Source organism: Gilliamella sp. wkB292, assembly GCF_001690235.1.
GTDB lineage: Bacteria > Pseudomonadota > Gammaproteobacteria > Enterobacterales > Orbaceae > Gilliamella > Gilliamella apicola_F.
Genome location: NZ_LZGO01000068.1, coordinates 31,171 through 52,050 on the forward strand (window position 1 = coordinate 31,171; position 20,880 = coordinate 52,050).

Annotated in this window: 29 protein-coding genes; 21 read left to right on the top strand and 8 right to left on the bottom strand. The window is 37.3% G+C overall.

All coding sequences use genetic code 11. The features are described 5' to 3' along the window. From rpsQ to rplQ, 18 genes are all read left to right on the top strand, one after another. On the top strand, positions 1 to 261 hold the full coding sequence (gene rpsQ, locus A9G09_RS08735; RefSeq protein ID WP_025314391.1) for a 30S ribosomal protein S17: 261 nt from the start codon (positions 1 to 3) through the stop codon (positions 259 to 261). A gap of 194 nt (positions 262 to 455) precedes the next feature. Continuing rightward, positions 456 to 827: a 50S ribosomal protein L14 gene (gene rplN, locus A9G09_RS08740; protein ID WP_025314392.1), complete on the top strand. Its 372-nt coding sequence runs from the start codon at positions 456 to 458 to the stop codon at positions 825 to 827. A gap of 10 nt (positions 828 to 837) precedes the next feature. Further along, a complete protein-coding gene (gene rplX, locus A9G09_RS08745; protein ID WP_065634457.1) occupies positions 838 to 1,152 on the top strand; it encodes a 50S ribosomal protein L24 in 315 nt (104 codons plus the stop codon). Positions 1,153 to 1,169: 17 nt separating this feature from the next. Next, positions 1,170 to 1,709 carry a 50S ribosomal protein L5 gene (gene rplE, locus A9G09_RS08750; RefSeq protein WP_065634458.1) on the top strand — a complete coding sequence of 180 codons (540 nt, stop codon included), beginning with the start codon at positions 1,170 to 1,172 and terminating at the stop codon, positions 1,707 to 1,709. 11 nt (positions 1,710 to 1,720) lie between these two features. Beyond that, a complete protein-coding gene (gene rpsN / locus A9G09_RS08755; RefSeq protein WP_065634459.1) occupies positions 1,721 to 2,026 on the top strand; it encodes a 30S ribosomal protein S14 in 306 nt (101 codons plus the stop codon). A gap of 17 nt (positions 2,027 to 2,043) precedes the next feature. Then, positions 2,044 to 2,436 carry a 30S ribosomal protein S8 gene (rpsH, locus tag A9G09_RS08760; RefSeq protein ID WP_034902370.1) on the top strand — a complete coding sequence of 131 codons (393 nt, stop codon included), beginning with the start codon at positions 2,044 to 2,046 and terminating at the stop codon, positions 2,434 to 2,436. A gap of 11 nt (positions 2,437 to 2,447) precedes the next feature. After that, entirely contained in the window at positions 2,448 to 2,981 is a 534-nt protein-coding gene (gene rplF / locus A9G09_RS08765; RefSeq protein ID WP_065634460.1) for a 50S ribosomal protein L6, read from the top strand. Between the two features lie 9 nt (positions 2,982 to 2,990). Next, positions 2,991 to 3,344 (top strand): 50S ribosomal protein L18, encoded by a 354-nt coding sequence (gene rplR, locus A9G09_RS08770; protein ID WP_025314398.1) that lies wholly within the window; start codon positions 2,991 to 2,993, stop codon positions 3,342 to 3,344. A gap of 14 nt (positions 3,345 to 3,358) precedes the next feature. Next, positions 3,359 to 3,859, top strand: a complete 501-nt coding sequence (gene rpsE, locus A9G09_RS08775) for a 30S ribosomal protein S5 (protein WP_025314399.1) — start codon at positions 3,359 to 3,361, stop codon at positions 3,857 to 3,859. Between the two features lie 6 nt (positions 3,860 to 3,865). Then, complete coding sequence (gene rpmD / locus A9G09_RS08780) at positions 3,866 to 4,045, top strand: 50S ribosomal protein L30 (protein ID WP_025314400.1); 180 nt, start codon at positions 3,866 to 3,868, stop codon at positions 4,043 to 4,045. Positions 4,046 to 4,050: 5 nt separating this feature from the next. Further along, positions 4,051 to 4,485 carry a 50S ribosomal protein L15 gene (gene rplO, locus A9G09_RS08785; protein WP_065634461.1) on the top strand — a complete coding sequence of 145 codons (435 nt, stop codon included), beginning with the start codon at positions 4,051 to 4,053 and terminating at the stop codon, positions 4,483 to 4,485. A gap of 8 nt (positions 4,486 to 4,493) precedes the next feature. Next, on the top strand, positions 4,494 to 5,834 hold the full coding sequence (secY, locus tag A9G09_RS08790; protein ID WP_065634462.1) for a preprotein translocase subunit SecY: 1,341 nt from the start codon (positions 4,494 to 4,496) through the stop codon (positions 5,832 to 5,834). 26 nt (positions 5,835 to 5,860) lie between these two features. Further along, positions 5,861 to 5,974 (top strand): 50S ribosomal protein L36, encoded by a 114-nt coding sequence (rpmJ, locus tag A9G09_RS08795; RefSeq protein WP_034884218.1) that lies wholly within the window; start codon positions 5,861 to 5,863, stop codon positions 5,972 to 5,974. A 169-nt stretch (positions 5,975 to 6,143) separates the two neighbouring features. After that, positions 6,144 to 6,500, top strand: coding sequence for a 30S ribosomal protein S13 (gene rpsM, locus A9G09_RS08800; RefSeq protein WP_025314404.1), 357 nt, complete (start codon positions 6,144 to 6,146; stop codon positions 6,498 to 6,500). Between the two features lie 15 nt (positions 6,501 to 6,515). Beyond that, positions 6,516 to 6,905 (top strand): 30S ribosomal protein S11, encoded by a 390-nt coding sequence (gene rpsK / locus A9G09_RS08805; RefSeq protein WP_034948028.1) that lies wholly within the window; start codon positions 6,516 to 6,518, stop codon positions 6,903 to 6,905. 46 nt (positions 6,906 to 6,951) lie between these two features. After that, on the top strand, positions 6,952 to 7,572 hold the full coding sequence (rpsD, locus tag A9G09_RS08810) for a 30S ribosomal protein S4 (protein ID WP_065558591.1): 621 nt from the start codon (positions 6,952 to 6,954) through the stop codon (positions 7,570 to 7,572). Positions 7,573 to 7,597: 25 nt separating this feature from the next. Then, positions 7,598 to 8,587 (top strand): DNA-directed RNA polymerase subunit alpha, encoded by a 990-nt coding sequence (gene rpoA, locus A9G09_RS08815; protein ID WP_065634463.1) that lies wholly within the window; start codon positions 7,598 to 7,600, stop codon positions 8,585 to 8,587. 29 nt (positions 8,588 to 8,616) lie between these two features. Beyond that, the gene (rplQ, locus tag A9G09_RS08820) at positions 8,617 to 9,003 is read left to right on the top strand and encodes a 50S ribosomal protein L17 (RefSeq protein ID WP_034884211.1); all 387 of its coding nucleotides are present in this window, start codon (positions 8,617 to 8,619) and stop codon (positions 9,001 to 9,003) included. A 339-nt stretch (positions 9,004 to 9,342) separates the two neighbouring features. On the opposite strand, the gene A9G09_RS08825 is transcribed toward rplQ, so the two are convergent. The 3 genes from A9G09_RS08825 to slyD all read right to left on the bottom strand — a co-directional run bounded on the left by A9G09_RS08825 (position 9,343) and on the right by slyD (position 10,995). Then, entirely contained in the window at positions 9,343 to 9,546 is a 204-nt protein-coding gene (locus A9G09_RS08825; RefSeq protein WP_218056878.1) for a SlyX family protein, read from the bottom strand. 54 nt (positions 9,547 to 9,600) lie between these two features. Then, complete coding sequence (gene radC / locus A9G09_RS08830) at positions 9,601 to 10,269, bottom strand: DNA repair protein RadC (RefSeq protein ID WP_065634465.1); 669 nt, start codon at positions 10,267 to 10,269, stop codon at positions 9,601 to 9,603. Positions 10,270 to 10,428: 159 nt separating this feature from the next. After that, positions 10,429 to 10,995, bottom strand: coding sequence for a peptidylprolyl isomerase (gene slyD / locus A9G09_RS08835; protein WP_065634466.1), 567 nt, complete (start codon positions 10,993 to 10,995; stop codon positions 10,429 to 10,431). A 332-nt stretch (positions 10,996 to 11,327) separates the two neighbouring features. Here slyD and ppnP point away from each other — a divergent pair, with 332 nt between their 5' ends. Further along, positions 11,328 to 11,618: a pyrimidine/purine nucleoside phosphorylase gene (gene ppnP / locus A9G09_RS08840; protein WP_065634467.1), complete on the top strand. Its 291-nt coding sequence runs from the start codon at positions 11,328 to 11,330 to the stop codon at positions 11,616 to 11,618. Positions 11,619 to 11,735: 117 nt separating this feature from the next. Here ppnP and fabI read toward each other — a convergent pair whose 3' ends face one another. Next, positions 11,736 to 12,524, bottom strand: a complete 789-nt coding sequence (gene fabI, locus A9G09_RS08845; protein ID WP_065634468.1) for an enoyl-ACP reductase FabI — start codon at positions 12,522 to 12,524, stop codon at positions 11,736 to 11,738. A 193-nt stretch (positions 12,525 to 12,717) separates the two neighbouring features. Between fabI and tehB the strand changes: the two genes are divergently transcribed. Then, positions 12,718 to 13,584, top strand: coding sequence for an SAM-dependent methyltransferase TehB (gene tehB, locus A9G09_RS08850; RefSeq protein WP_065634469.1), 867 nt, complete (start codon positions 12,718 to 12,720; stop codon positions 13,582 to 13,584). A 35-nt stretch (positions 13,585 to 13,619) separates the two neighbouring features. Here the strand turns inward: tehB and fmt are convergent, their stop codons facing one another. From fmt to A9G09_RS08865, 3 genes are all read right to left on the bottom strand, one after another. Continuing rightward, on the bottom strand, positions 13,620 to 14,579 hold the full coding sequence (gene fmt, locus A9G09_RS08855; RefSeq protein WP_065634470.1) for a methionyl-tRNA formyltransferase: 960 nt from the start codon (positions 14,577 to 14,579) through the stop codon (positions 13,620 to 13,622). A 129-nt stretch (positions 14,580 to 14,708) separates the two neighbouring features. Beyond that, positions 14,709 to 15,011, bottom strand: a complete 303-nt coding sequence (locus A9G09_RS08860) for a hypothetical protein (protein ID WP_065634471.1) — start codon at positions 15,009 to 15,011, stop codon at positions 14,709 to 14,711. A 78-nt stretch (positions 15,012 to 15,089) separates the two neighbouring features. Beyond that, positions 15,090 to 16,907, bottom strand: coding sequence for an SLC13 family permease (locus A9G09_RS08865; protein ID WP_369126357.1), 1,818 nt, complete (start codon positions 16,905 to 16,907; stop codon positions 15,090 to 15,092). 311 nt (positions 16,908 to 17,218) lie between these two features. On the opposite strand from A9G09_RS08865, the gene A9G09_RS08870 reads away from it, so the two are divergent. Beyond that, complete coding sequence (locus tag A9G09_RS08870; protein ID WP_065634472.1) at positions 17,219 to 18,940, top strand: thiamine pyrophosphate-dependent enzyme; 1,722 nt, start codon at positions 17,219 to 17,221, stop codon at positions 18,938 to 18,940. A 100-nt stretch (positions 18,941 to 19,040) separates the two neighbouring features. Here the strand turns inward: A9G09_RS08870 and edd are convergent, their stop codons facing one another. Next, the gene (gene edd, locus A9G09_RS08875; protein WP_065634473.1) at positions 19,041 to 20,846 is read right to left on the bottom strand and encodes a phosphogluconate dehydratase; all 1,806 of its coding nucleotides are present in this window, start codon (positions 20,844 to 20,846) and stop codon (positions 19,041 to 19,043) included. Positions 20,847 to 20,880 lie beyond the last annotated feature (34 nt).

Here is a 20,880-nt window from a genome sequence, read left to right on the forward strand (position 1 = left end):
ATGACTACTGAAGTAAAAATTCGTACTCAGCAAGGTCGTGTTATTAGCGACAAAATGGATAAATCTATTACTGTAGCTATTGAACGTAAAGTGAAGCATCCGTTATATGGTAAGTTCATTAAACGTACGACTAAATTGCATGTACATGATGAAAACAATGAGTGTGGTATTGGTGATACTGTAGAAATTAAAGAGTGTCGTCCATTATCAAAAACCAAATCTTGGACTCTTGTTCGAATCGTAGAAAAAGCAGTTAGTTAATCTAATCGATTAAAAACTGTACATAATATAATAAACGGCTCATCGGCCGTTTATTTTATGCTATCCATTTTATTTGAGTGGTGTTATACTATGCGCCCTCACATATGTGGGTTTTTGGTTGTCTATTCTTATCCATGGTAGTTGAGGTGGATGAAGGTAGATTAGACAATAATTTATTTATACGGAGCATTAAAATGATCCAAGAACAGACTAGGCTAGATGTTGCCGATAACTCTGGCGCACGTAGTGTAATGTGTATCAAGGTTCTCGGTGGATCGCACCGTCGTTATGCAGCGGTTGGTGATATCATCAAAGTTACCATTAAAGAAGCAATTCCACGTGGTAAAGTAAAGAAAGGTGATGTACTTAAAGCTGTGGTTGTGCGCACTAGAAAAGGTGTTCGTCGTCCTGATGGATCTGTCATTCGTTTCGATCGCAATGCGTGTGTTATTTTAAATAATAACAGTGAGCAACCGATTGGTACGCGTATTTTTGGACCGGTCACTCGTGAACTTCGTTCTGAGAAGTTTATGAAGATCATTTCATTAGCACCAGAAGTACTGTAAGGAGCGGGTAATGGCAGCGAAAATCCGTCGAGAAGATGAAGTTATCGTGTTAACCGGTAAAGATAAAGGTAAACGCGGTAAAGTAAAAAGCGTTTTGTCTACAGGCAAAGTGATTGTTGAAGGTATCAATTTGGTGAAAAAACACCAAAAACCAGTACCTGCATTAAATCAAGATGGTGGAATTGTTGAGAAAGAAGCAGCTATTAATGTTTCTAACGTAGCAATTTTTAACCCAGCTACAGGCAAAGCAGATCGCGTAGGCTTTCGTTTTGAAGACGGTAAAAAAGTCCGTTTTTATAAGTCTACTAATGAATTAATCAATTAAGTAATTTGGAGTGTACGATGGCGAAACTGCATGATTACTACAAAGCACAGGTAGTAAATAAACTGCAAGACCAGTTTGGCTACAAATCTGTCATGCAAGTCCCTCGGATCGAAAAGATCACCTTGAATATGGGTGTGGGTGAAGCAATTACTGATAAGAAATTATTAGATAATGCGGTTGCTGACTTAGCAGCAATCAGTGGTCAAAAACCACTTGTCACTAAAGCACGCAAATCAGTTGCTGGTTTTAAAATCCGTCAAGGGTATCCTATTGGTTGTAAAGTCACTTTACGTGGCGAACGTATGTGGGAATTTTTTGAACGTCTAGTTTATATTGCTCTTCCTCGTACTCGAGATTTTCGTGGTTTAAGCGCAAAATCTTTTGATGGTCGTGGCAATTATAGCATGGGTATTCGAGAACAAATCGTTTTCCCTGAAATCGATTATGATAAAGTTGATCGTGTTCGTGGTTTAGATATTACTATCACAACAAGTGCACAATCAGATGAAGAAGGCCGAGCTTTATTATCTGCCTTTAACTTCCCATTTCGTAAGTAAGGTAGGGCATAATGGCTAAACAATCAATGATTGAACGCGATAAGAAACGCGTAAAGCTAGCAGAAAGATATTTTGCGAAGCGTCAAGAATTAAAAGCGATTATCTCTGATCTTAATGCATCAGATGAAGATCGTTGGAATGCAGTGCTTAAATTGCAAACGCTTCCTCGTGATTCTAGTCCATCACGTCAACGTCGTCGTTGTCGTCAAACCGGTCGTCCTCATGGCGTCCTTCGTAAGTTTGGTTTAAGCCGTATTAAGGTCCGTGAGTCAGCCATGCGTGGTGAGATTCCAGGTCTTAAAAAGGCAAGTTGGTAATCAGGGGAGTGTTATAGATGAGCATGCAAGATCCTATAGCAGATATGTTGACCCGCATTCGTAACGGTCAAGCTGCGAATAAAGTTGCAGTCACCATGCCTTCCTCTAAGCTAAAAGTGGCAATTGCCAATGTGCTAAAAGAAGAAGGTTATATCGGGGACTATAAAGTAGTTGGTGACACTAAACCAGAATTGGAAATCACTTTAAAATATTTCCAAGGTAAGGCTGTTGTAGAAAGTATTAAACGTGTTAGCCGTCCAGGTCTACGTATTTATAAACGTAAAGACGAATTGCCAAAAGTAATGGCAGGACTAGGTATCGCAGTTGTTTCTACTTCTAAAGGTGTTATGACTGATCGAGCAGCACGCCAAGCAGGTCTTGGTGGTGAAATTATCTGCTACGTAGCGTAAGGGAGAAAAAAATGTCTCGTGTTGCAAAAGCACCTGTCGTTGTTCCTGCTGGCGTAGAGGTAAAACTCAATGGTCAGGTAATTACGATTAAAGGTAAAAATGGCGAGTTATCTCGTACAATTAATAATGCTGTTGTTATTAATCAAGAAGAAGGTCAAATTAAATTTGCCCCTCGTGACGGCTTTGCGAATGCTTGGGCTCAAGCAGGTACAGCGCGCGCATTGATTAACTCAATGGTTATTGGTGTTACTGAAGGTTTTACTAAAAAACTTCAGCTAGTTGGTGTCGGTTATCGTGCACAAGTTAAAGGTAATGCAATTGGTCTATCTCTTGGATATTCACATCCAATTGAACATCAATTACCTGCAGGTGTGACGGCTGAATGTCCTTCTCAAACTGAAATCGTACTAAAAAGTGCTGATAAACAGTTAATCGGACAAGTAGCAGCAGATATCCGTGCTTATCGTCGTCCTGAACCTTATAAAGGTAAAGGTGTTCGTTACGCAGATGAAGTTGTGCGTACTAAAGAAGCTAAGAAAAAGTAAGGTAACACTATGGATAAGAAATCAGCTCGTATCCGTCGTGCAACTAAAGCGCGTCGTAAGATGCATGAACTACTTGCAACTCGCTTAGTGGTTCACCGTACTCCGCGTCATATTTATGCGCAGATTATCGCACCAAACGGATCAGAAGTACTGGCAGCCGCTTCTACATTAGAAAAAGCTATCAGTGAAAGTTTAAAATACACTGGAAACAAAGATGCAGCAGCAGCAGTTGGTAAAGCAATTGCAGAGCGTGCATTAGCGAAAGATATCAAAGAAGTTTCTTTTGATCGTTCAGGTTTCCAATATCATGGTCGAGTTCAGGCGCTAGCAGATGCTGCTCGCGAAGCTGGCCTACAGTTCTAAGGTAGGAGTTAAAGATGTCAAACATCGAAAAACAAGCTGGTGAACTGCAGGAAAAATTAATCGCAGTTAACCGAGTTTCTAAAACCGTAAAAGGTGGTCGTATTTTTAGTTTTTCTGCACTAACTGTTGTTGGTGACGGTAATGGCCGCGTAGGTTTTGGATATGGTAAAGCACGTGAAGTGCCAGCAGCAATCCAAAAAGCAATGGAAAAAGCACGTCGTAATATGATTAATGTTGCGTTAAATAACGATACTTTACAGCATCCGGTTAAAGGTGCTCACACAGGTTCTCGTGTTTATATGCAACCTGCATCAGAAGGTACTGGTATTATCGCCGGTGGTGCAATGCGTGCTGTATTAGAAGTTGCTGGTGTTCGTAACGTTCTAGCTAAAGCATATGGTTCTACAAACCCAATTAACGTGGTTCGTGCGACGATTGATGGCTTAGAAAATATGAAATCACCTGAAATGGTTGCTGCTAAGCGTGGTAAAACCGTCGAAGAAATTTTGGGGTAATTAGCCATGGCAAAGACAATTAAAATTACACAAACTCGTAGTTCTATTGGTCGTCTACCGAAGCATAAAGCAACGTTAGTAGGTTTAGGATTACGTCGTATTGGTCATACTGTTGAGCGTGAGGATACTCCTGCGATTCGCGGTATGGTAAACCAAGTTTATTACATGGTTAAAGTAGAGGAGTAATAGTAATGCGTTTAAATACTTTATCTCCTGCTGAAGGTTCAAAGCATGCACCAAAACGTCTAGGTCGAGGAATCGGTTCTGGATTAGGTAAAACGGGTACTCGTGGTATCAAAGGTCAAAAATCTCGTTCAGGTGGCGGCGTTCGTCGTGGCTTTGAAGGTGGTCAAATGCCTTTATATCGTCGTTTACCAAAATTTGGTTTTACCTCACGTAAAGCTATGGTAACAGCGCAAGTTCGTCTTTCAGATTTAATGAAAGTTGAAGGTGATGTTGTTGACTTAAATAGCTTAAAAGTTGCAAATGTGATTAATTCACAAATCGAATATGCTAAAATCATGTTATCTGGTGAAGTAACTAAACCAGTTACCGTTCGTGGTATTCGAGTAACGAAAGGTGCTAAAGCTGCAATTGAAGCTGCTGGCGGAAAAATTGAGGAATAATTAGAAAGATGGCAAAGCAACCAGGATTAGATTTTCAAAGTACTCGAGGCGGTAGTGGTGAGCTTAAAAGACGTTTAATATTTGTGCTTTTAGCGCTTATTGTTTTTCGTCTTGGTTCTTATATTCCGGTTCCTGGTATTGATACTAAAGCGTTATCGGACTTACTAGCACAAGCATCATCTAATGGTATTGTCGGTATGTTCAATATGTTCTCTGGTGGTGCTTTAAGCCGTGCTTCAATTTTTGCATTAGGGATAATGCCGTATATTTCTGCATCGATTATCGTACAGTTATTAACAGCTATTAGCCCTAAACTCGCAGAATTGAAGAAAGAAGGTGAATCAGGTCGTAAAAAAATTAGCCAATACACTCGTTATGGTACACTTGCTTTAGCGATTATACAGGCAGTTGGTATTGCGACTGGTCTACCGAATATTCCTGGTTATGGTCATGTTGTGATTAATCCAGGATTTTCTTTCTATTTTATTGCATCGGTTAGCTTAGTTACTGGCACTATGTTTCTTATGTGGTTGGGTGAACAGATCACGGAACGCGGTGTAGGTAATGGTATTTCAATCATTATCTTTGCGGGTATTGTGGCAGGTCTTCCCCATGCAATATATGAAACAATTGAACAAGCTCGTTCTGGTTCATTGCATCCAATTTTATTACTAGTAGTCGCCGCATTAGTAGTTGGTGTGACTTATTTTGTTGTGTTTGTTGAACGTGGTCAACGACGTATTGTCGTCAACTATGCGCAGCGTCAGCAAGGTCGTCGTGTGTATGCCGCACAAAGTACACACCTTCCATTAAAAATTAATATGGCAGGTGTAATTCCTGCAATATTTGCTTCAACAATCGTTATGTTACCATCTATGATGGCTTCTTGGTTTCAAGGAGATGGTGAAGGTTGGAGATATATTATTGTTCTTATAGGCCAATATTTTTCTCATGATCAACCGTTATACATAATCTTTTTTGCAGCTGCGATTATTTTCTTCTGTTTCTTCTATACCGCGTTGGTTTTCAACCCAAGAGAGACAGCAGATCAGTTAAAAAAATCTGGGGCATTTATTCCAGGTATCCGTCCAGGTGAACAAACATCGAAGTATATTGACAAGGTAATGACACGGTTAACGCTAATTGGCGCTATCTACATTACTTTTGTATGTTTGGTACCAATGTTTATGACAAGCGCAATGAAAGTTCCTGTCCAATTTGGTGGGACCTCTTTATTAATTGTGGTTGTTGTGATCATGGATTTTATGGCACAAGTACAGACTTTAATGATGCCAAATCGTTATGAGTCAGTGTTAAAGAAAGCGAACCTTAAAGGCTATGGCCGATAAGTTAGCCAGAAGTTACGGAGAAAAAAATGAAAGTTCGTGCTTCAGTCAAGAAATTATGCAGAAATTGTAAAATCATCAAACGCAATGGCATCGTTCGTGTTATTTGCATTGAAGGTAAGCATAAACAACGTCAAGGTTAATTTTATTTAACTGTAAAGTTGAACTTTTGCATATTTTACTTGCCAAAGTATAGTAAAGCTGGCTAGAATAGCCAGCCTAAATTTATTTGTAAACTTGCTGTTTGAGTATCCTGAAAACGGGCTTTTCAGTATAGTAAGTTTACTAACATTAACAATAAAGGAGTGCATAGTGGCCCGTATAGCAGGCATTAACATTCCTGATCAACAACATGCCGTAATTGCGTTACAAGCAATTTATGGAATCGGTAATACTCGCGCTAAGACAATTTGTGCTGAAGCCGGTATTCCTGAACATGTAAAGATCAGAGAACTATCTGAAGATCAGATTGAAAAGTTACGTGAACAAGTCGCTAAATTTACTGTTGAAGGTGATTTACGTCGTGAAGTAACTATGAGTATCAAGCGTTTATTAGACCTTGGTTGTTATCGTGGCATGCGTCACCGTCGTGGACTTCCTGTTCGTGGTCAACGCACTAAGACTAACGCTCGTACCCGTAAGGGCCCGCGTAAGCCAATCAAGAAATAATTGAGGTGATAATAAATGGCAAAGACACCTGTTCGTACACGTAAACGTGTTAAAAAACAAGTTTCTGATGGTGTAGCTCATATTCATGCATCATTTAACAATACAATCGTAACTATTACCGATCGTCAAGGTAATGCGTTGGGTTGGGCAACCGCTGGTGGTTCTGGTTTCCGTGGCTCTCGTAAGTCAACTCCGTTCGCAGCTCAAGTGGCCGCAGAACGTTGTGCAGAAGCCGTAAAAGACTACGGAATTAAGAATCTAGAAGTTATGGTAAAAGGACCTGGTCCTGGTCGTGAGTCAACAATTCGTGCATTAAATGCTGCGGGTTATCGTATCACTAACATTACTGATGTTACTCCGATCCCTCATAACGGTTGTCGTCCACCAAAGAAACGTCGTGTTTAATTATTTATTAAACATCGAATGTTTATAGGATTATTGGAGAAATAAAATGGCAAGATATTTGGGACCAAAGCTCAAATTAAGTCGTCGTGAAGGTACTGATTTATTCCTTAAATCTGGTGTCCGAGCGGTTGACAGTAAATGTAAGTTAGAACAAGCGCCTGGACAACATGGTGCGCGTAAACCGCGTTTATCCGATTATGGTGTTCAGTTACGTGAAAAACAAAAAGTTAGACGTATTTATGGAATTTTAGAACGTCAATTCCGTAATTACTATAAAAATGCTGCGCGTATTAAAGGCAATACTGGTGAAAACCTACTTGGTCTTTTAGAACGTCGTTTAGATAACGTTGTTTATCGTATGGGATTTGGTGCAACTCGTGCTGAAGCTCGTCAGTTAGTTAGTCATAAAGCTGTTCTTGTTAATGGTCACGTTGTGAACATTGCGTCTTATCAAGTTTCGCCTGAAGATGTGATTAGTGTTCGTGAAAAATCAAAAAAACAAGCACGTATTAAAGCCGCTTTAGAGTTAGCTGAACAACGTGAAAAACCAACATGGTTAGAAGTTGATGCTAGCAAAATGGAAGGTGTGTTCAAACGCTTACCAGAACGTTCAGATTTATCTGCTGACATCAACGAACATTTGATCGTCGAACTTTACTCTAAGTAAAGTTTAGCACTTAAGAGAGGACATAATGCAGGGTTCTGTAACAGAGTTTTTAAAACCTCACCTAGTTGATGTTGTTCAATACAGCCCAACTCATGCAAAAGTGACTTTAGAGCCACTTGAGCGTGGTTTTGGACATACTTTAGGTAATGCACTACGCCGCATTTTATTATCATCTATGCCGGGATATGCAGTGACCGAAGTTGAAATTGACGGTGTTCTGCATGAGTATAGTACTAAAGAAGGCGTTCAAGAAGATGTGCTTGATATTCTGCTTAATTTGAAAAAATTAGCAGTACGTGTACATACTAAAGATGATGTTATGCTGACTTTAAATAAATCAGGTATTGGTGCAGTTACTGCATCGGATATCACTCATGATGGTGATGTTGAAATTGTTAATCCTGATTTAGTAATTTGTCATCTTACTGATGCCAATGCTTCAATTAGTATGCGTATTCGTGTACAACGAGGACGTGGTTATGTCCCTGCTTCTGCTCGCGTTAAGTCAGAAGATGAAGAGCGACCAATTGGTCGTCTATTAGTTGATGCTTGTTATAGCCCAGTTGAGCGCATTGCATATTCTGTTGATGCTGCTCGTGTGGAACAGCGTACTGATTTGGATAAATTAGTTATCGATATGGAAACCAATGGTACCATTGATCCAGAAGAATCTATTCGTCGCGCATCAACTATTTTGGCTGAACAACTTGAAGCTTTCGTTGATTTACGTGATGTACGTCAACCTGAAGTTAAAGAAGATAAACCGGAATTTGATCCGATTCTTCTACGTCCAGTAGATGATCTCGAATTAACTGTTCGGTCTGCTAATTGCTTAAAAGCAGAAGCAGTTCATTATATTGGTGATTTAGTACAACGTACCGAAGTTGAGCTACTTAAAACCCCTAATCTTGGTAAGAAATCACTTACTGAAATTAAGGATGTGCTCGCTTCTCGTGGTTTATCTTTAGGCATGCGTCTTGAGAATTGGCCACCAGCAAGTATTGTTGAAGACTAAGATAAAATTTATATAAGAAGGATAAAGTTATGCGCCATCGTAAAAGTGGTCGTCAACTGAACCGAAATAGCAGCCATCGTCAAGCAATGTTTCGTAACATGACTAGTTCACTTGTTGAACATGAAATCATCAAAACTACATTGCCTAAAGCAAAAGAGTTGCGTCGTGTTGTTGAACCGTTAATTACGCTAGCCAAAAGCGATAGCGTAGCTAATCGCCGTTTGGCTTTTGCTCGTATCCGTGATAAAGATACAGTGAAAAAATTATTTTCAGATTTAGGTCCACGTTTTGCTACCCGTCCTGGTGGTTATGTACGTATTTTAAAATGTGGTTTCCGCGATGGAGATAATGCACCAATGGCTTATATTGAATTAGTTGATCGCCCTGCAGTAGAAGCAGAAGCAGCAGCTGAATAAAAAATTTAACTCATTGAGAACTAAAACCGGCAATTAAGCCGGTTTTTTTATTGAGCTGAATTTAGATCTTATACCTTAATTTTTGATAAATAAACTTGATGAGTTTAGACAACCATTATCGTAATGGTTGCTTTGATAATTTTCTTAAACAAATAATTGGAATGAATTGTTTATTGTTTTCGATATTTTGTCTGACAGATAGTTGTTATATTTTTAGCTATACTAAAGCCGTTGATACTCCAATTAATTTCACATAATTGAAATATATTAAGTTTACTGTCTGTTTTGTTGATTAATTTTAATTGTTCTTAAATAAAAATAGGTTAATCTCAAGCCCGTTTAATAATGTGGGGGTGGTGTTTCTTCTGCTAAACTGGCAATATTAGATGATTGATTTGCCTGTATTTTTTGTGATAAAAGTGTTAATTGCTCTTTTAGTTTGCTAATATCTGCTTGCAGATGCATGACCATCTGATTGAGTTCTTCAATGGTCATATCTTGAAATGCTACTTTGGTTTCTAATAATTCTAATCGTTGGTTCATAAGATCTTTAATAAGAGTCTGTAGGTAAATGTACATTGTAAGTAAAAATGGCTATTAAATCCATCCTCGCTCAGCAAATGACACATATTCTCCTTTTCCTATCACAATATGATCAAGAATCCGAATATCAATCAACTCACAAACTTGTTCAATCTTTTTAGTTAGTATGCGATCGGCTTGACTTGGCTCTGCAATACCAGAAGGATGATTATGCGCTAAAATTAATGCAGCTGCATTATACTGTAATGCCTGTCTAGCAATTTCGCGTGGATGAACTTCTACACAGTTATAAGTACCAGTAAACATTTCTTCTGCTGTAATTACATGATTTTGGTTATCTAAAAAAATCACCATAAAAATTTCACGATCTTTGTTTGCTAATCGACTTGCTAAATAATGATGGGTTAAAGAAGGTGAAGTAAGGGAATTTTCTTTCATTATTTTAACTTTGAGATAGCGATGTGATAGTTCGACAACTGCCTTTAGTTGTGTGTATTTAGCGGTACCTAAACCATGTTTTTTACAAAAATCACTGTGACTAGCATTAATTAAATTATAAAAAGAACCAAATTCATTTAATAATTTTTGTGATAATTCTAAAACAGGTATATTTCGCGTACCTGTACGTAAAAATAAGGCGAGCAATTCAGCATCACTTAATGTTTCAACCCCAAAACGTAATAGTTTTTCACGAGGCATTAATGTTGCAGAGGATGAGGACATAATTAATAATTTATTCCGAAATAAGAATAAATTATTGATAAAAATAAGGAAACATAAAGACCTAATTTAAAATATTGGGAAATTAATCACAAAATACATGAATACTTTACGAGAAAAAAGCGCCAATAGGCGCTTTTGTAATGAATTTTGTTCGGTGAATTAATGACAACCACAGCCACCATGACCACCGCCACAGCAACCTGTATCTTCATCTTCATCATCGTGGCCACCACAACCGCAACCACCATGTCCATGGTCGTGCCCGTGTGCACCGTGAATGTGTCCATGAGCTATCTCTTCTTCTGTTGCTTCACGAACAGCTAAGACTTCAACATTAAATTTTAGATCTTGTCCTGCTAGCATATGATTACCATCAATAGTAACGGTATCGCCATCAATAGCAGTAATTTCAACAGGTAAAGATCCTTGGTCAGTATCAGCAAAAAAACGCATACCAACTTCTAATTCATCAACGCCTACAAAAACGTCACGCGGTACGTTTTGTACTAATGCATCGTTAAAATCACCATATGGGTTAACTAATTCAACATCAAATTTATCACCAACTTGATGGCCTTCTAAAGCATTTTCAAGGTCTTGTAATAAGTTTCCTGCACCTTGTAAATATTCAAGTGGTGCAGCCGCTGTTGCTTCATCAACTAAAACCCCATCTTTTGTTCTAACTTGATAAGCTAAACTAACCACCGTATTTTTTGCTATTTTCATATTTTCTCCAACAAACTTGTATTGCGCAAATTGGCATAGATTTTAACGGAAAAAACTCCATCTGTATGCTATTTTCTTAAGTTTATTACAAATTACCATGTTTAATTAAGATGAAACTAAATAAGGTTTTTATAAAAAAATTAATTTATCAAAATTTACGTTATTGCTAAATTGGTTATTTTATATGGCTTTGTAAAAATTTTATTTACCTTAACTGTATATGACAGTAAATTATAGTGTATTAGGGAATAATGATTAGAATTTGTAGACTTAAATCATAAGTTTGCAATAAGTTAAATTAATGATATAGAAAATAACGGGTAGGTATCACAATGTTAAATGTTAATGAATATTTTGATGGTAAAGTTAAATCAATTAGTTTTGAAAATGCTTCAGCTGGTTCTGCTTCTGTTGGTGTAATGTTACCAGGCGAATATATTTTTAGTACTATCAATCCTGAAGAAATGACAGTTATAACGGGTTCGCTTAAGGTGTTACTACCTACAGCCGATGATTGGCAAGTTTTCCAAGCAGGACAAGTTTTTCATGTTGCTGGTGAAAGCAAATTTGATGTTCAGGTTGTTGAGGCGACAGCTTATCTTTGTCGTTATTTAGCAAATTAATAAAGCTATTTTAATTTATCATGGCTTTAAGATAATTAAACGTTAATTAATGCCTAAAACGATACTCCCACCTATAAGGTGGGAGTATTTTAGCGTTTTTACAACTGAATCGATAACTTATTTAAGTTCTAACTCATTCATCGCTGCGATGCTAAAGCCACCATCAACATGGATGACTTCACCGGTAATGCCTGACGATAAATTTGAACATAAGAATGCAGCAGAATTACCTACATCTTCAATGGTTACTGTACGACGAATAGGGGTTACTGATTCACAATGTGATAACATCTTTTTGAAATCTTTAATTCCTGATGCAGCTAAAGTACGAATAGGGCCAGCAGAAATGGCATTAACGCGTATACCTTCAGGTCCCATTGCATTTGCCATATAACGTACATTTGCTTCTAAAGATGCTTTAGCAAGACCCATAACATTATAATTAGGGATTGCTCGTTCAGCACCAAGATAAGAAAGCGTAACTAATCCTGAATTTGGATTTAGCATAGAACGACATGCTTTAGCCATCGCAACAAAGCTATAAGAGCTAATATCATGCGCAATGGCAAAACCTTCACGCGTTACGGCGTTAACATAATCACCATCTAATTGATCACCAGGAGCGAAGGCAATTGCATGTACAAAACCATCGAATTTATCCCAAGTTTTAGCTAGCTCTGTAAATAATGTTGTGATGCTTTCATCATGTGCGACATCACAAGGTAAAACGATTTTAGAATTAAAATCAGCAGCAAACTCTTCAACACGGCCTTTTAATTTTTCGTTTTGATAAGTAAAAGCTAATTCTGCGCCTTCACGGTGCATCGCTTTTGCAATACCGTAAGCAATAGAACGATTACTTGCAACGCCGGTAACCAGTATGCGTTTACCTGTTAAAAATCCCATAAATTGTTCCTCTAATATTTTTTACTCTATATTTTAGAATGTTGATGATTATATGTTGATATAGTTAACTTCGCTACTATAAATTTATTTTTCCTTATTTAAACGTCATTTTATTTCTAAAAAGTAAGTTGTTTATTAGGTTAATACTTGACTATAATAATCAACAATTATACAGCATTGTTGGTACTTTATGATGAAAGATAGAGATTTAGTTTGCTATAAAACGTTACCTATTTGGGATGCAAAAACTTTACCCGATTTGTTTCGTGAAAAACATAATACACAACTAGGTACTTGGGCAAAATTAAACATTATAAAAGGTAATGTCAATTTTCATATGTTAACCGAGCAGGGCGATGTCATATCTCAATATGTTTTTGATGTTGAGCATCAGCCTCCATTTATTGAGCCTCAGCAATGGCATCGAATAGCTCAAGTTTCAGATGATCTGAAGTGCCAGTTGGCTTTTTATTGCCAACCGGAGGATTATACCCAAAAAAAATATCAAATGACTAAAACCCATTCTGACGTTTTGGACGCTTGTCAAATCATTCAGGCCGGAAAAGCGTTAGATTTAGGTTGTGGTTCAGGCCGTAATTCACTCTATCTACAGCTACTTGGTTTTGATGTTGATGCCGTTGATAAGTCAGAAATGAGTATTAGTAATTTACAAGAAATTATTGCAAACGATCATTTATCGCATATCAATGCATCTATTTATGATATTAACCAAGCCAATTTAAAAGGCAATTACGATTTAATTATATCAACTGTTGTGATGATGTTTTTACAACCAGATAGAATTCCCGATATTATTCATAATATGCAAACTATAACTAAAACGGGCGGTTATAATTTAATTGTTTGCGCTATGTCAACTGATGATTTTCCTTGCACTGTAGGATTTTCGTTTACGTTTAAAGAGAATGAGCTACTTAATTATTATCAAAATTGGGATATTCTAAAATACAATGAAGATGTTGGCGAACTGCATAAAACGGATATCCATGGCAACCGAATAAAGCTCCGCTTTGCCACGCTGTTTGCCAAAAAACGATAATATTACAGGAACTTATCCTGTAATATCTTTTTAAACTATTTTCCCAGTATCTTACCTACTTCAAACCATGCTTTGCGAGAGTTCAATAGATCTTGAGCAGACATCGGTTTTTTACCAGCAGGTTGTAAAAGTGTCATATTTAATGCGCCATCACTTGTTGCAATACATATTCCTTTTTTATCCGCTTGTAAAATAGTGCCAACAGGTTGGTTGTGGGATGTTTTTATCACTTCTGCTTGCCATACCTTTACGGGCTCGCCATTAACGTCAAAATAACTCACAGGCCAAGGATTAAAGGCGCGAACGCAACGTTCAAGTTGTTGTGCCGATAGATTCCAATCAAGTTTAGCTTCTTGTTTAGATAATTTTTCAGCGTAAGTAACCTGTGATGAATCTTGTTTTTCGGGTTGGATTTTTCCTTCGATAATTAGTGTTAAGGTATCAAGTAGTCCTTGTGGGCCTAATTGTGCCAGCTTGTTATATAACGTTGCACTGGTATCAGAAGGTTCAATTGGGCAGGTGAGTTTATATAACATATCACCCGTATCAAGCCCGGCATCCATTTGCATAATCGTAATACCAGTTAAAGTATCACCCGCCCAACAAGCGCGTTGAATAGGGGCGGCGCCACGCCATCTTGGTAATAATGAACCATGCACATTTAAGCAACCTAGTTTAGGCATATCAAGCACAGCTTGCGGTAAAATAAGACCATATGCCACCACAATCATAATGTCGGCATTGAGTTCAGCAATGATTTTTTGATTTTCTTCAGTTTTAAGTGTAGCTGGTTGATAAACAGGAAGATGATTTTCGATGGCTAATTGTTTAACCGGACTTGCAGTTAATTTATTACCACGTCCAGCTGGGCGATCGGGCTGAGTAAAAACAGCTATCACATTATGTTTCGCTTCGATTAAAGCTTGTAGGTGTTTGGCTGCAAAATCAGGGGTACCTGCAAAAATAATGTTTAATGGCTTGATATTTTGTGGCATGTATCTTTATCCATAATCAGAAATTAATGAGTGGCATTATAACTGAAATTTTCTTGAGAATCTTTAAACGGAAAGGCGCTTAATTGATAATTAGCGCCTTTGCTTCAAGAAAGAGAATAAGTAAAAATTTTATAAAGGTAGATTTCGTTTAATCATACATTCTTTAAAAACTTCAAAAACTTTTTGATTTAATTTCTTACCGTATTTATAGTAAATACCATAATTAAAAAATGTCCAAAAAACACTGTCTTTATATTTTTTGGTCATATTATAACGGCGCATCAATGTGGCATCACTCATTTTGCCAGATTCAACTTGTTTTATAGTTCTATAACATTGAAACTTAGCCAGTAATCCGATAAAAGTCAGTAAACCGATAATAATCGCGGCTGCAACCGCTAGAGCTAAAATAGTTTGTAGAAAATTCATCATTTTTTAATTCTCCTATTCATTAATTTCGTCAAGTATGTATTAATATTATCATTTGTCAATCATTATAGCCGTTAAGCTTTAAAACGGGAAGAATATTGGCACTAAAGCAATATCAACCGCCATCACTAAAAAGGTTAATGGTACGCCAACTTTAACAAAATCACTAAAACTATACCCCCCAGGCGCAACTACCATCGTTTTAACTGGCGAAGAAACGGGTGTGATAAACGACGCAGAGGTTGCGATGGCAACAGTCATAGCGAATGGATAAGGGGAATAACCAAATTTTAAGGCCAAATCAATCGCAATTGGCGCGATTAATATGGCGGTCGCTGTATTAGAAATAAATAATCCGACAATTGAACATAATAAAAAAACAAAGGTAAGTACCATATATGGACCAAAAGATCGTAAATGGACTTCAAGCCAAGCCGAAATGAGTGATATACCACCAGTTTTATTTAGTGCTAATGCAAAAGGCATCATCCCTATAATTAAAATTAATGTTGGCCAGTGTATCGACTTGTAGGCATTAGTCATATCAATGCACTTTGTTGCGCCCATTAATAAACAGGCAATAAGTGCTGCAACAACATTTGGCACAATACCGGTTACCATCAATATAATCATGATAGCTAAATTAATTAAGGCAGCATAAGCTTGTGAGCTTGCTGGAGCAATGTCATCGATATCGGAAGGATAATCGAGTACTACAAAATCACTGGTACGGGTTTGTAGTTTTTGAATTGATCCCCAATCTCCACAGACTAACAGGGTATCACTCATTTCTAATCGTTCTTGGAATAAGTTATTAGTTTCAACAGGAGCATGATTACGCCAAATACCGATTACGGTCAAAAAATATTTACTACGAAAATCGATTTCATTAAGTGTTTTACCACATAAGCTTGATTCCGGTAATAAGGCAACTTCAGCCATACCGACCTCTTTAACTTGTTCTGAAAAATATTCACCACGCAATACCTTAGGTTCAAGATTATTGGTATTTAGAAAAGTACGATAGTCGGCTTCGGAGTGTGACATATCAAGCAGTAATATATCGTTTTCTCTAAATTCAGTTGAACCATTGACGGGAATAAGAACCTTTTGGAATTTACGCCAACGTTCAATACCAATAACATTTACGCCATGTTCACTACGCAAGTGTAGGCCATCGATGGTTCGACCAACAAAAGGTGAACCCGCTAAAATTTGCGCACGATGTGCTCGACCAATTAATTTATAGTCACGAATCAAATCCGTAATTCGTCGTCTTTGCGGTTGAATTGTTGTTGGCGCAAGCTGATCTGCGGTAAGTAACCAGTTACGAGTTAATACACAGTATATAAGACCAACAAACAATACGCCTAAACCTATTGGCGTAATTGAGAAAAAACCAAACTCAGTTAATTTAAAATGGCTAAGTTCACTATTTACGACTAAATTTGGTGCAGTTGCAACTAAAGTCATCATACCGCTAATAAGAGCGGCAATACAAAGTGGCATCATCAATTTTTTGACATGAATACCCGTATGATTGGCAATACTGATAGCAACCGGAATAAAAATTGCAACTACGCCAGTAGAACTCATTATTGAACCGAGTAGAGCAGAGCCCAGCATAATATAAATGATGATACGAATATCGTTCTTACCCGCTATTTTTAGGATATATTCACTCATTTTAAACGATATACCGGTTCTAACTAGGCTTTCACCAATGATAAATAATAATGCAATAAGAACGATATTGGGATCGCTAAATCCGGCTAATGCTTCAGATGGTGTTAATATACCTGTAATGGTAATAGCGGTAATTGTCAGTATCGCTATTATGTCCATTCTCAATTTACTAAACGAAAATAGTAAAATTGCGATCAATAACAATATACAAATAATTAATAATGGAAAATATTGGGATAAATAATCAGGTAACAGAGCAGAAATTGATGATATTAACCCATGCTCAGATGACAATTGTTTCACAAAAGCAACTCTATGAAGTAAATACTATGTTAAACATAATACATTGATTTATTGTAATAGGGAATATTGCTGAGTAAAGTTATCTTAAAATTGACCACTTTATTATTACATTTTTAACATTTTCTGCTGTTTTTTTTATAACCTATTCGCATTATGGCAAAGTAGGTGTAATTTATGCATCTAAAAGTGGAATAAAACAATAAAAGTTTTTAGGAGAAACTATGTCATCAAAAAAATCAGTAGCACAAATTATAGTCGATGTTTTAGGTGAAGCCGGTGTTAAACATTGTTATGGGATTGTGGGCGATACATTAAACCAAATTACATCTGCCATTAAAAAAAGTGATATTGAGTGGGTGCACGTTCGTCATGAGGAAGTGGGGGCTTTTGCCGCAGGCGCTGAAGCTTATCTAACTGATCAAATAACCGCATGTGCAGGTTCATGTGGACCAGGAAGCTTACACTTTATTAATGGCATTTACGAAGCGCAACGTAATAAAGTACCAGTTATTTTATTAGCAAGCCAATTGGTTACTTCACAAAGAGGAACTGATTTTCCACAAGAAGTTGATTTTCCTTCTGTTTATAAAAATTGTTCGGTATTTTGTCAGGAAATAAATGATCCAACACAAGCAAGACAAATAACCACAGCGGCAGTTCAAGCTGCGATTAATCAACGAGGCGTAGCTGTTTTAGTCATTCCTTATAATATTAGTTTAGAAAAAGTAGAAGATAATAGTGGTCATAAAATTTACCATCCTAAACCAATTATTCATCCTTCTAACGAAGAACTTAATCAAATTGCCGATATATTAAATAAAAATCATAAGATAGCAATCTTTGCCGGACAAGGCGCCCATGAGGCTCATGATGAATTAATTGGTCTTGCAGAAAAACTAAAAGCACCAATTGTGCATACATCAAGAGCCAAAGATTTTGTTGAATATGATAACCCATATAATGTGGGTATGACTGGTATGTTTGGGGTTGAATCTGGTTCGACCGCAATCAAAGATTGTGACGTACTACTTATGTTAGGTGCTGATTTTGCTTGGTCACAATTTTACCCAAATAAAGCAATCATTATCCAAGTTGACATTGATGCTACGCATCTTGGACGACGTCATCCTGTGAGTGTGGGCGTTGTTGGTAGTACTAAACCAACAATTACAGCTTTACTGCCATTAATTAACGAAAAGCAAGAGACAGCTTTCTTAGTCAAATGTCGTGAGCTATACACCAAATCAATGAATAAATTGAATAAAAAATCAATGCCTTCAAAAGCAACCATTCATCCTCAATATTTAACTGAATTAGTGGATAAATATGCAACAGATGATGCGGTTCTTTGTGCTGATGTTGGATCTGCTATGGTTTGGGCATGTAGACATTTTAATACTAATGGTAAAAGACGCACCGTAATTAGTTTAAAACATGGCACAATGGCAAATGCGATGCCTCAAGCGTTAGGTGTACAAAAGGCATTTCCTAATCGCCAAGTCATAACTTTATCTGGTGACGGCGGTATTAGTATGTTAATGGGGGATTTATTAACCACCATCCAAGAAAAATTACCAATAAAAATTATCGTACTTAACAATGGTTCACTTAATTTTGTTGAATTAGAGCAGAAAGTAGAAGGATTAGTTGATCATTACACCGACCTACAAAACCCTAATTTTGCTAAAGTTGCTGAATCTATGGGATTGTTTGCAATAAGTGTAGAAGACTCTGATCTGCTAGAAGCAGCAATGCAATCATTTTTATCACACCCAGGCCCTGCATTGTTAGATGTGAAAACCAGCTCAAATGAGCTTGTTATGCCACCTGAAATCCAAGCGTCACAAGTGATGGGCATGGCGCTTTATAGTGTAAAAGCCTCATTGCACGGCAAAATGGGAGATGTAGTTGATTTGTTAGTGGATAATTTCATTAAAAAATAATTCATGCTAAGTCGCCTAATGATGTATCATGAAGTTTAAGATAAAGGCTAATTACATGATATATTGAGATTTCTGCCGCAACATGCGGCAGAAAATTGAATTAAAAGCTCACCGCCCCTTGTTCTGCTGAAGTTAAATTTTCCCGAATAACCGAAAAAAGCTCACGGCCATAGCCATAATGAGAATCATGTAAATCAAATGCATAAGGTTGACGCTTAGCGAGTTCAGCTTCATCTACAAGTAAAGTGATTTCACCCGTTTGACCATTAACTCGAATAATATCTCCCTCTTGCACTTTACTTAACAATCCTCCTTCGTAAGCTTCTGGCGTCACATGAATTGCTGCTGGTACTTTGCCTGATGCACCAGATAATCGACCATCCGTTAATAACGCAACTTTGTACCCACGATCTTGTAAAACACCGAGTGGTGTAATCAGTTTATGTAATTCAGGCATACCAATTGCTTTAGGTCCTTGATAACGAACAACAACAACACAATCTTTATCTAACTTACCTGCTTTATAATCTGCATCTAAATCATATTGACTATTAAATATTACTGCTGGTGCTTCAATTATTTGATGCTTTTTAGCGATAGCTGAGGTTTTCATAATAGCTCGCCCTAAATTACCAGACATGACTTTTAAGCCGCCATGTGAATCAAATGGTTTTTTAATTGAAGCGATAACATTTTCGTCGAGTGATTTTTTTGGACCTTCGCGGAAAATTAATTTACCATTTTCTAAAATAGGCTCTTTGGTATAGTGGCTAAGACCTCGTCCAACAACAGTTTCAACATCTTCGTGTAATAGACCACCTTCAAGCAATTCTCTAACAAGTAGTGATGTTCCTCCAGCAGCCTGAAAATAATTAATATCCGCAGGGCCATTTGGATAAATTCGACATAAGAGCGGAACAACTGTTGAAAGATCCGAAATATCATCCCAATTAACGATAATTCCAGCAGCCTTAGCCATAGCAACAATATGCATAGTTAGATTGGTTGAGCCACCTGTCGCGAGTAATGCCACTAAACCATTTACAATTACTTTTTCATCAACCATTCTACCAACAGGCATATAATTACCTGATTGATTTGTGAGGCGAGTAATTTGTTGAGCGGCTGCATTAGTTAACTCGAAGCGTAATGCTGTTTCTGGATGGACAAATGCGGCTCCCGGTAAATGTAATCCCATAAGTTCAATGACCATTTGGTTACTATTTGCTGTGCCATAAAAAGTACACGTTCCGCTGGTATGGTATGACGCTGATTCAGATTCTAATAAATCTTCGCGGGAGGCTTTTCCTTCTGAATAAAGTTGACGTATACGAACTTTTTCTTTATTTGGTAAACCTGAAGGCATAGGACCGGCTGGTATAAAAATAGCCGGTAAGTGCCCAAAAGTGAGCGCACCGATAAATAATCCTGGTACAATTTTATCACATATACCAAGATATAAAGCGCCATCAAACATATTGTGTGACAAACCAATAGCAACTGACATAGCAATGATATCTCGACTCATTAACGAAAGTTCCATCCCCGGCTCACCTTGTGTAACGCCATCACACATAGCAGGTACGCCGCCAGCCATTTGACCAACAGCACCTAGTTTATGCAGCACTTTTCGTATCTGTTCTGGATAAAATTCATAAGGTTTGTGCGCTGATAACATATCGTTATAAGCACTAATAATGCCAATATTACTTTTTAATATATTTTTTAAGTCATTTTTATCATCAATACAACAAGCGGCAAAACCATGTGCTAAATTACTGCAAGGCAGATTGGCTCGATTGACTTTTTTGGACATGGCATGTTCTATTTTTTGTAAATAAGCTTCACGCGAAGCTTTTGAGCGCTCTATAATACGCTGTGTAACTGCTTGAACTGTTGGATTCACATTAACCTCTTAATTTTTATTGTTATATTATTTT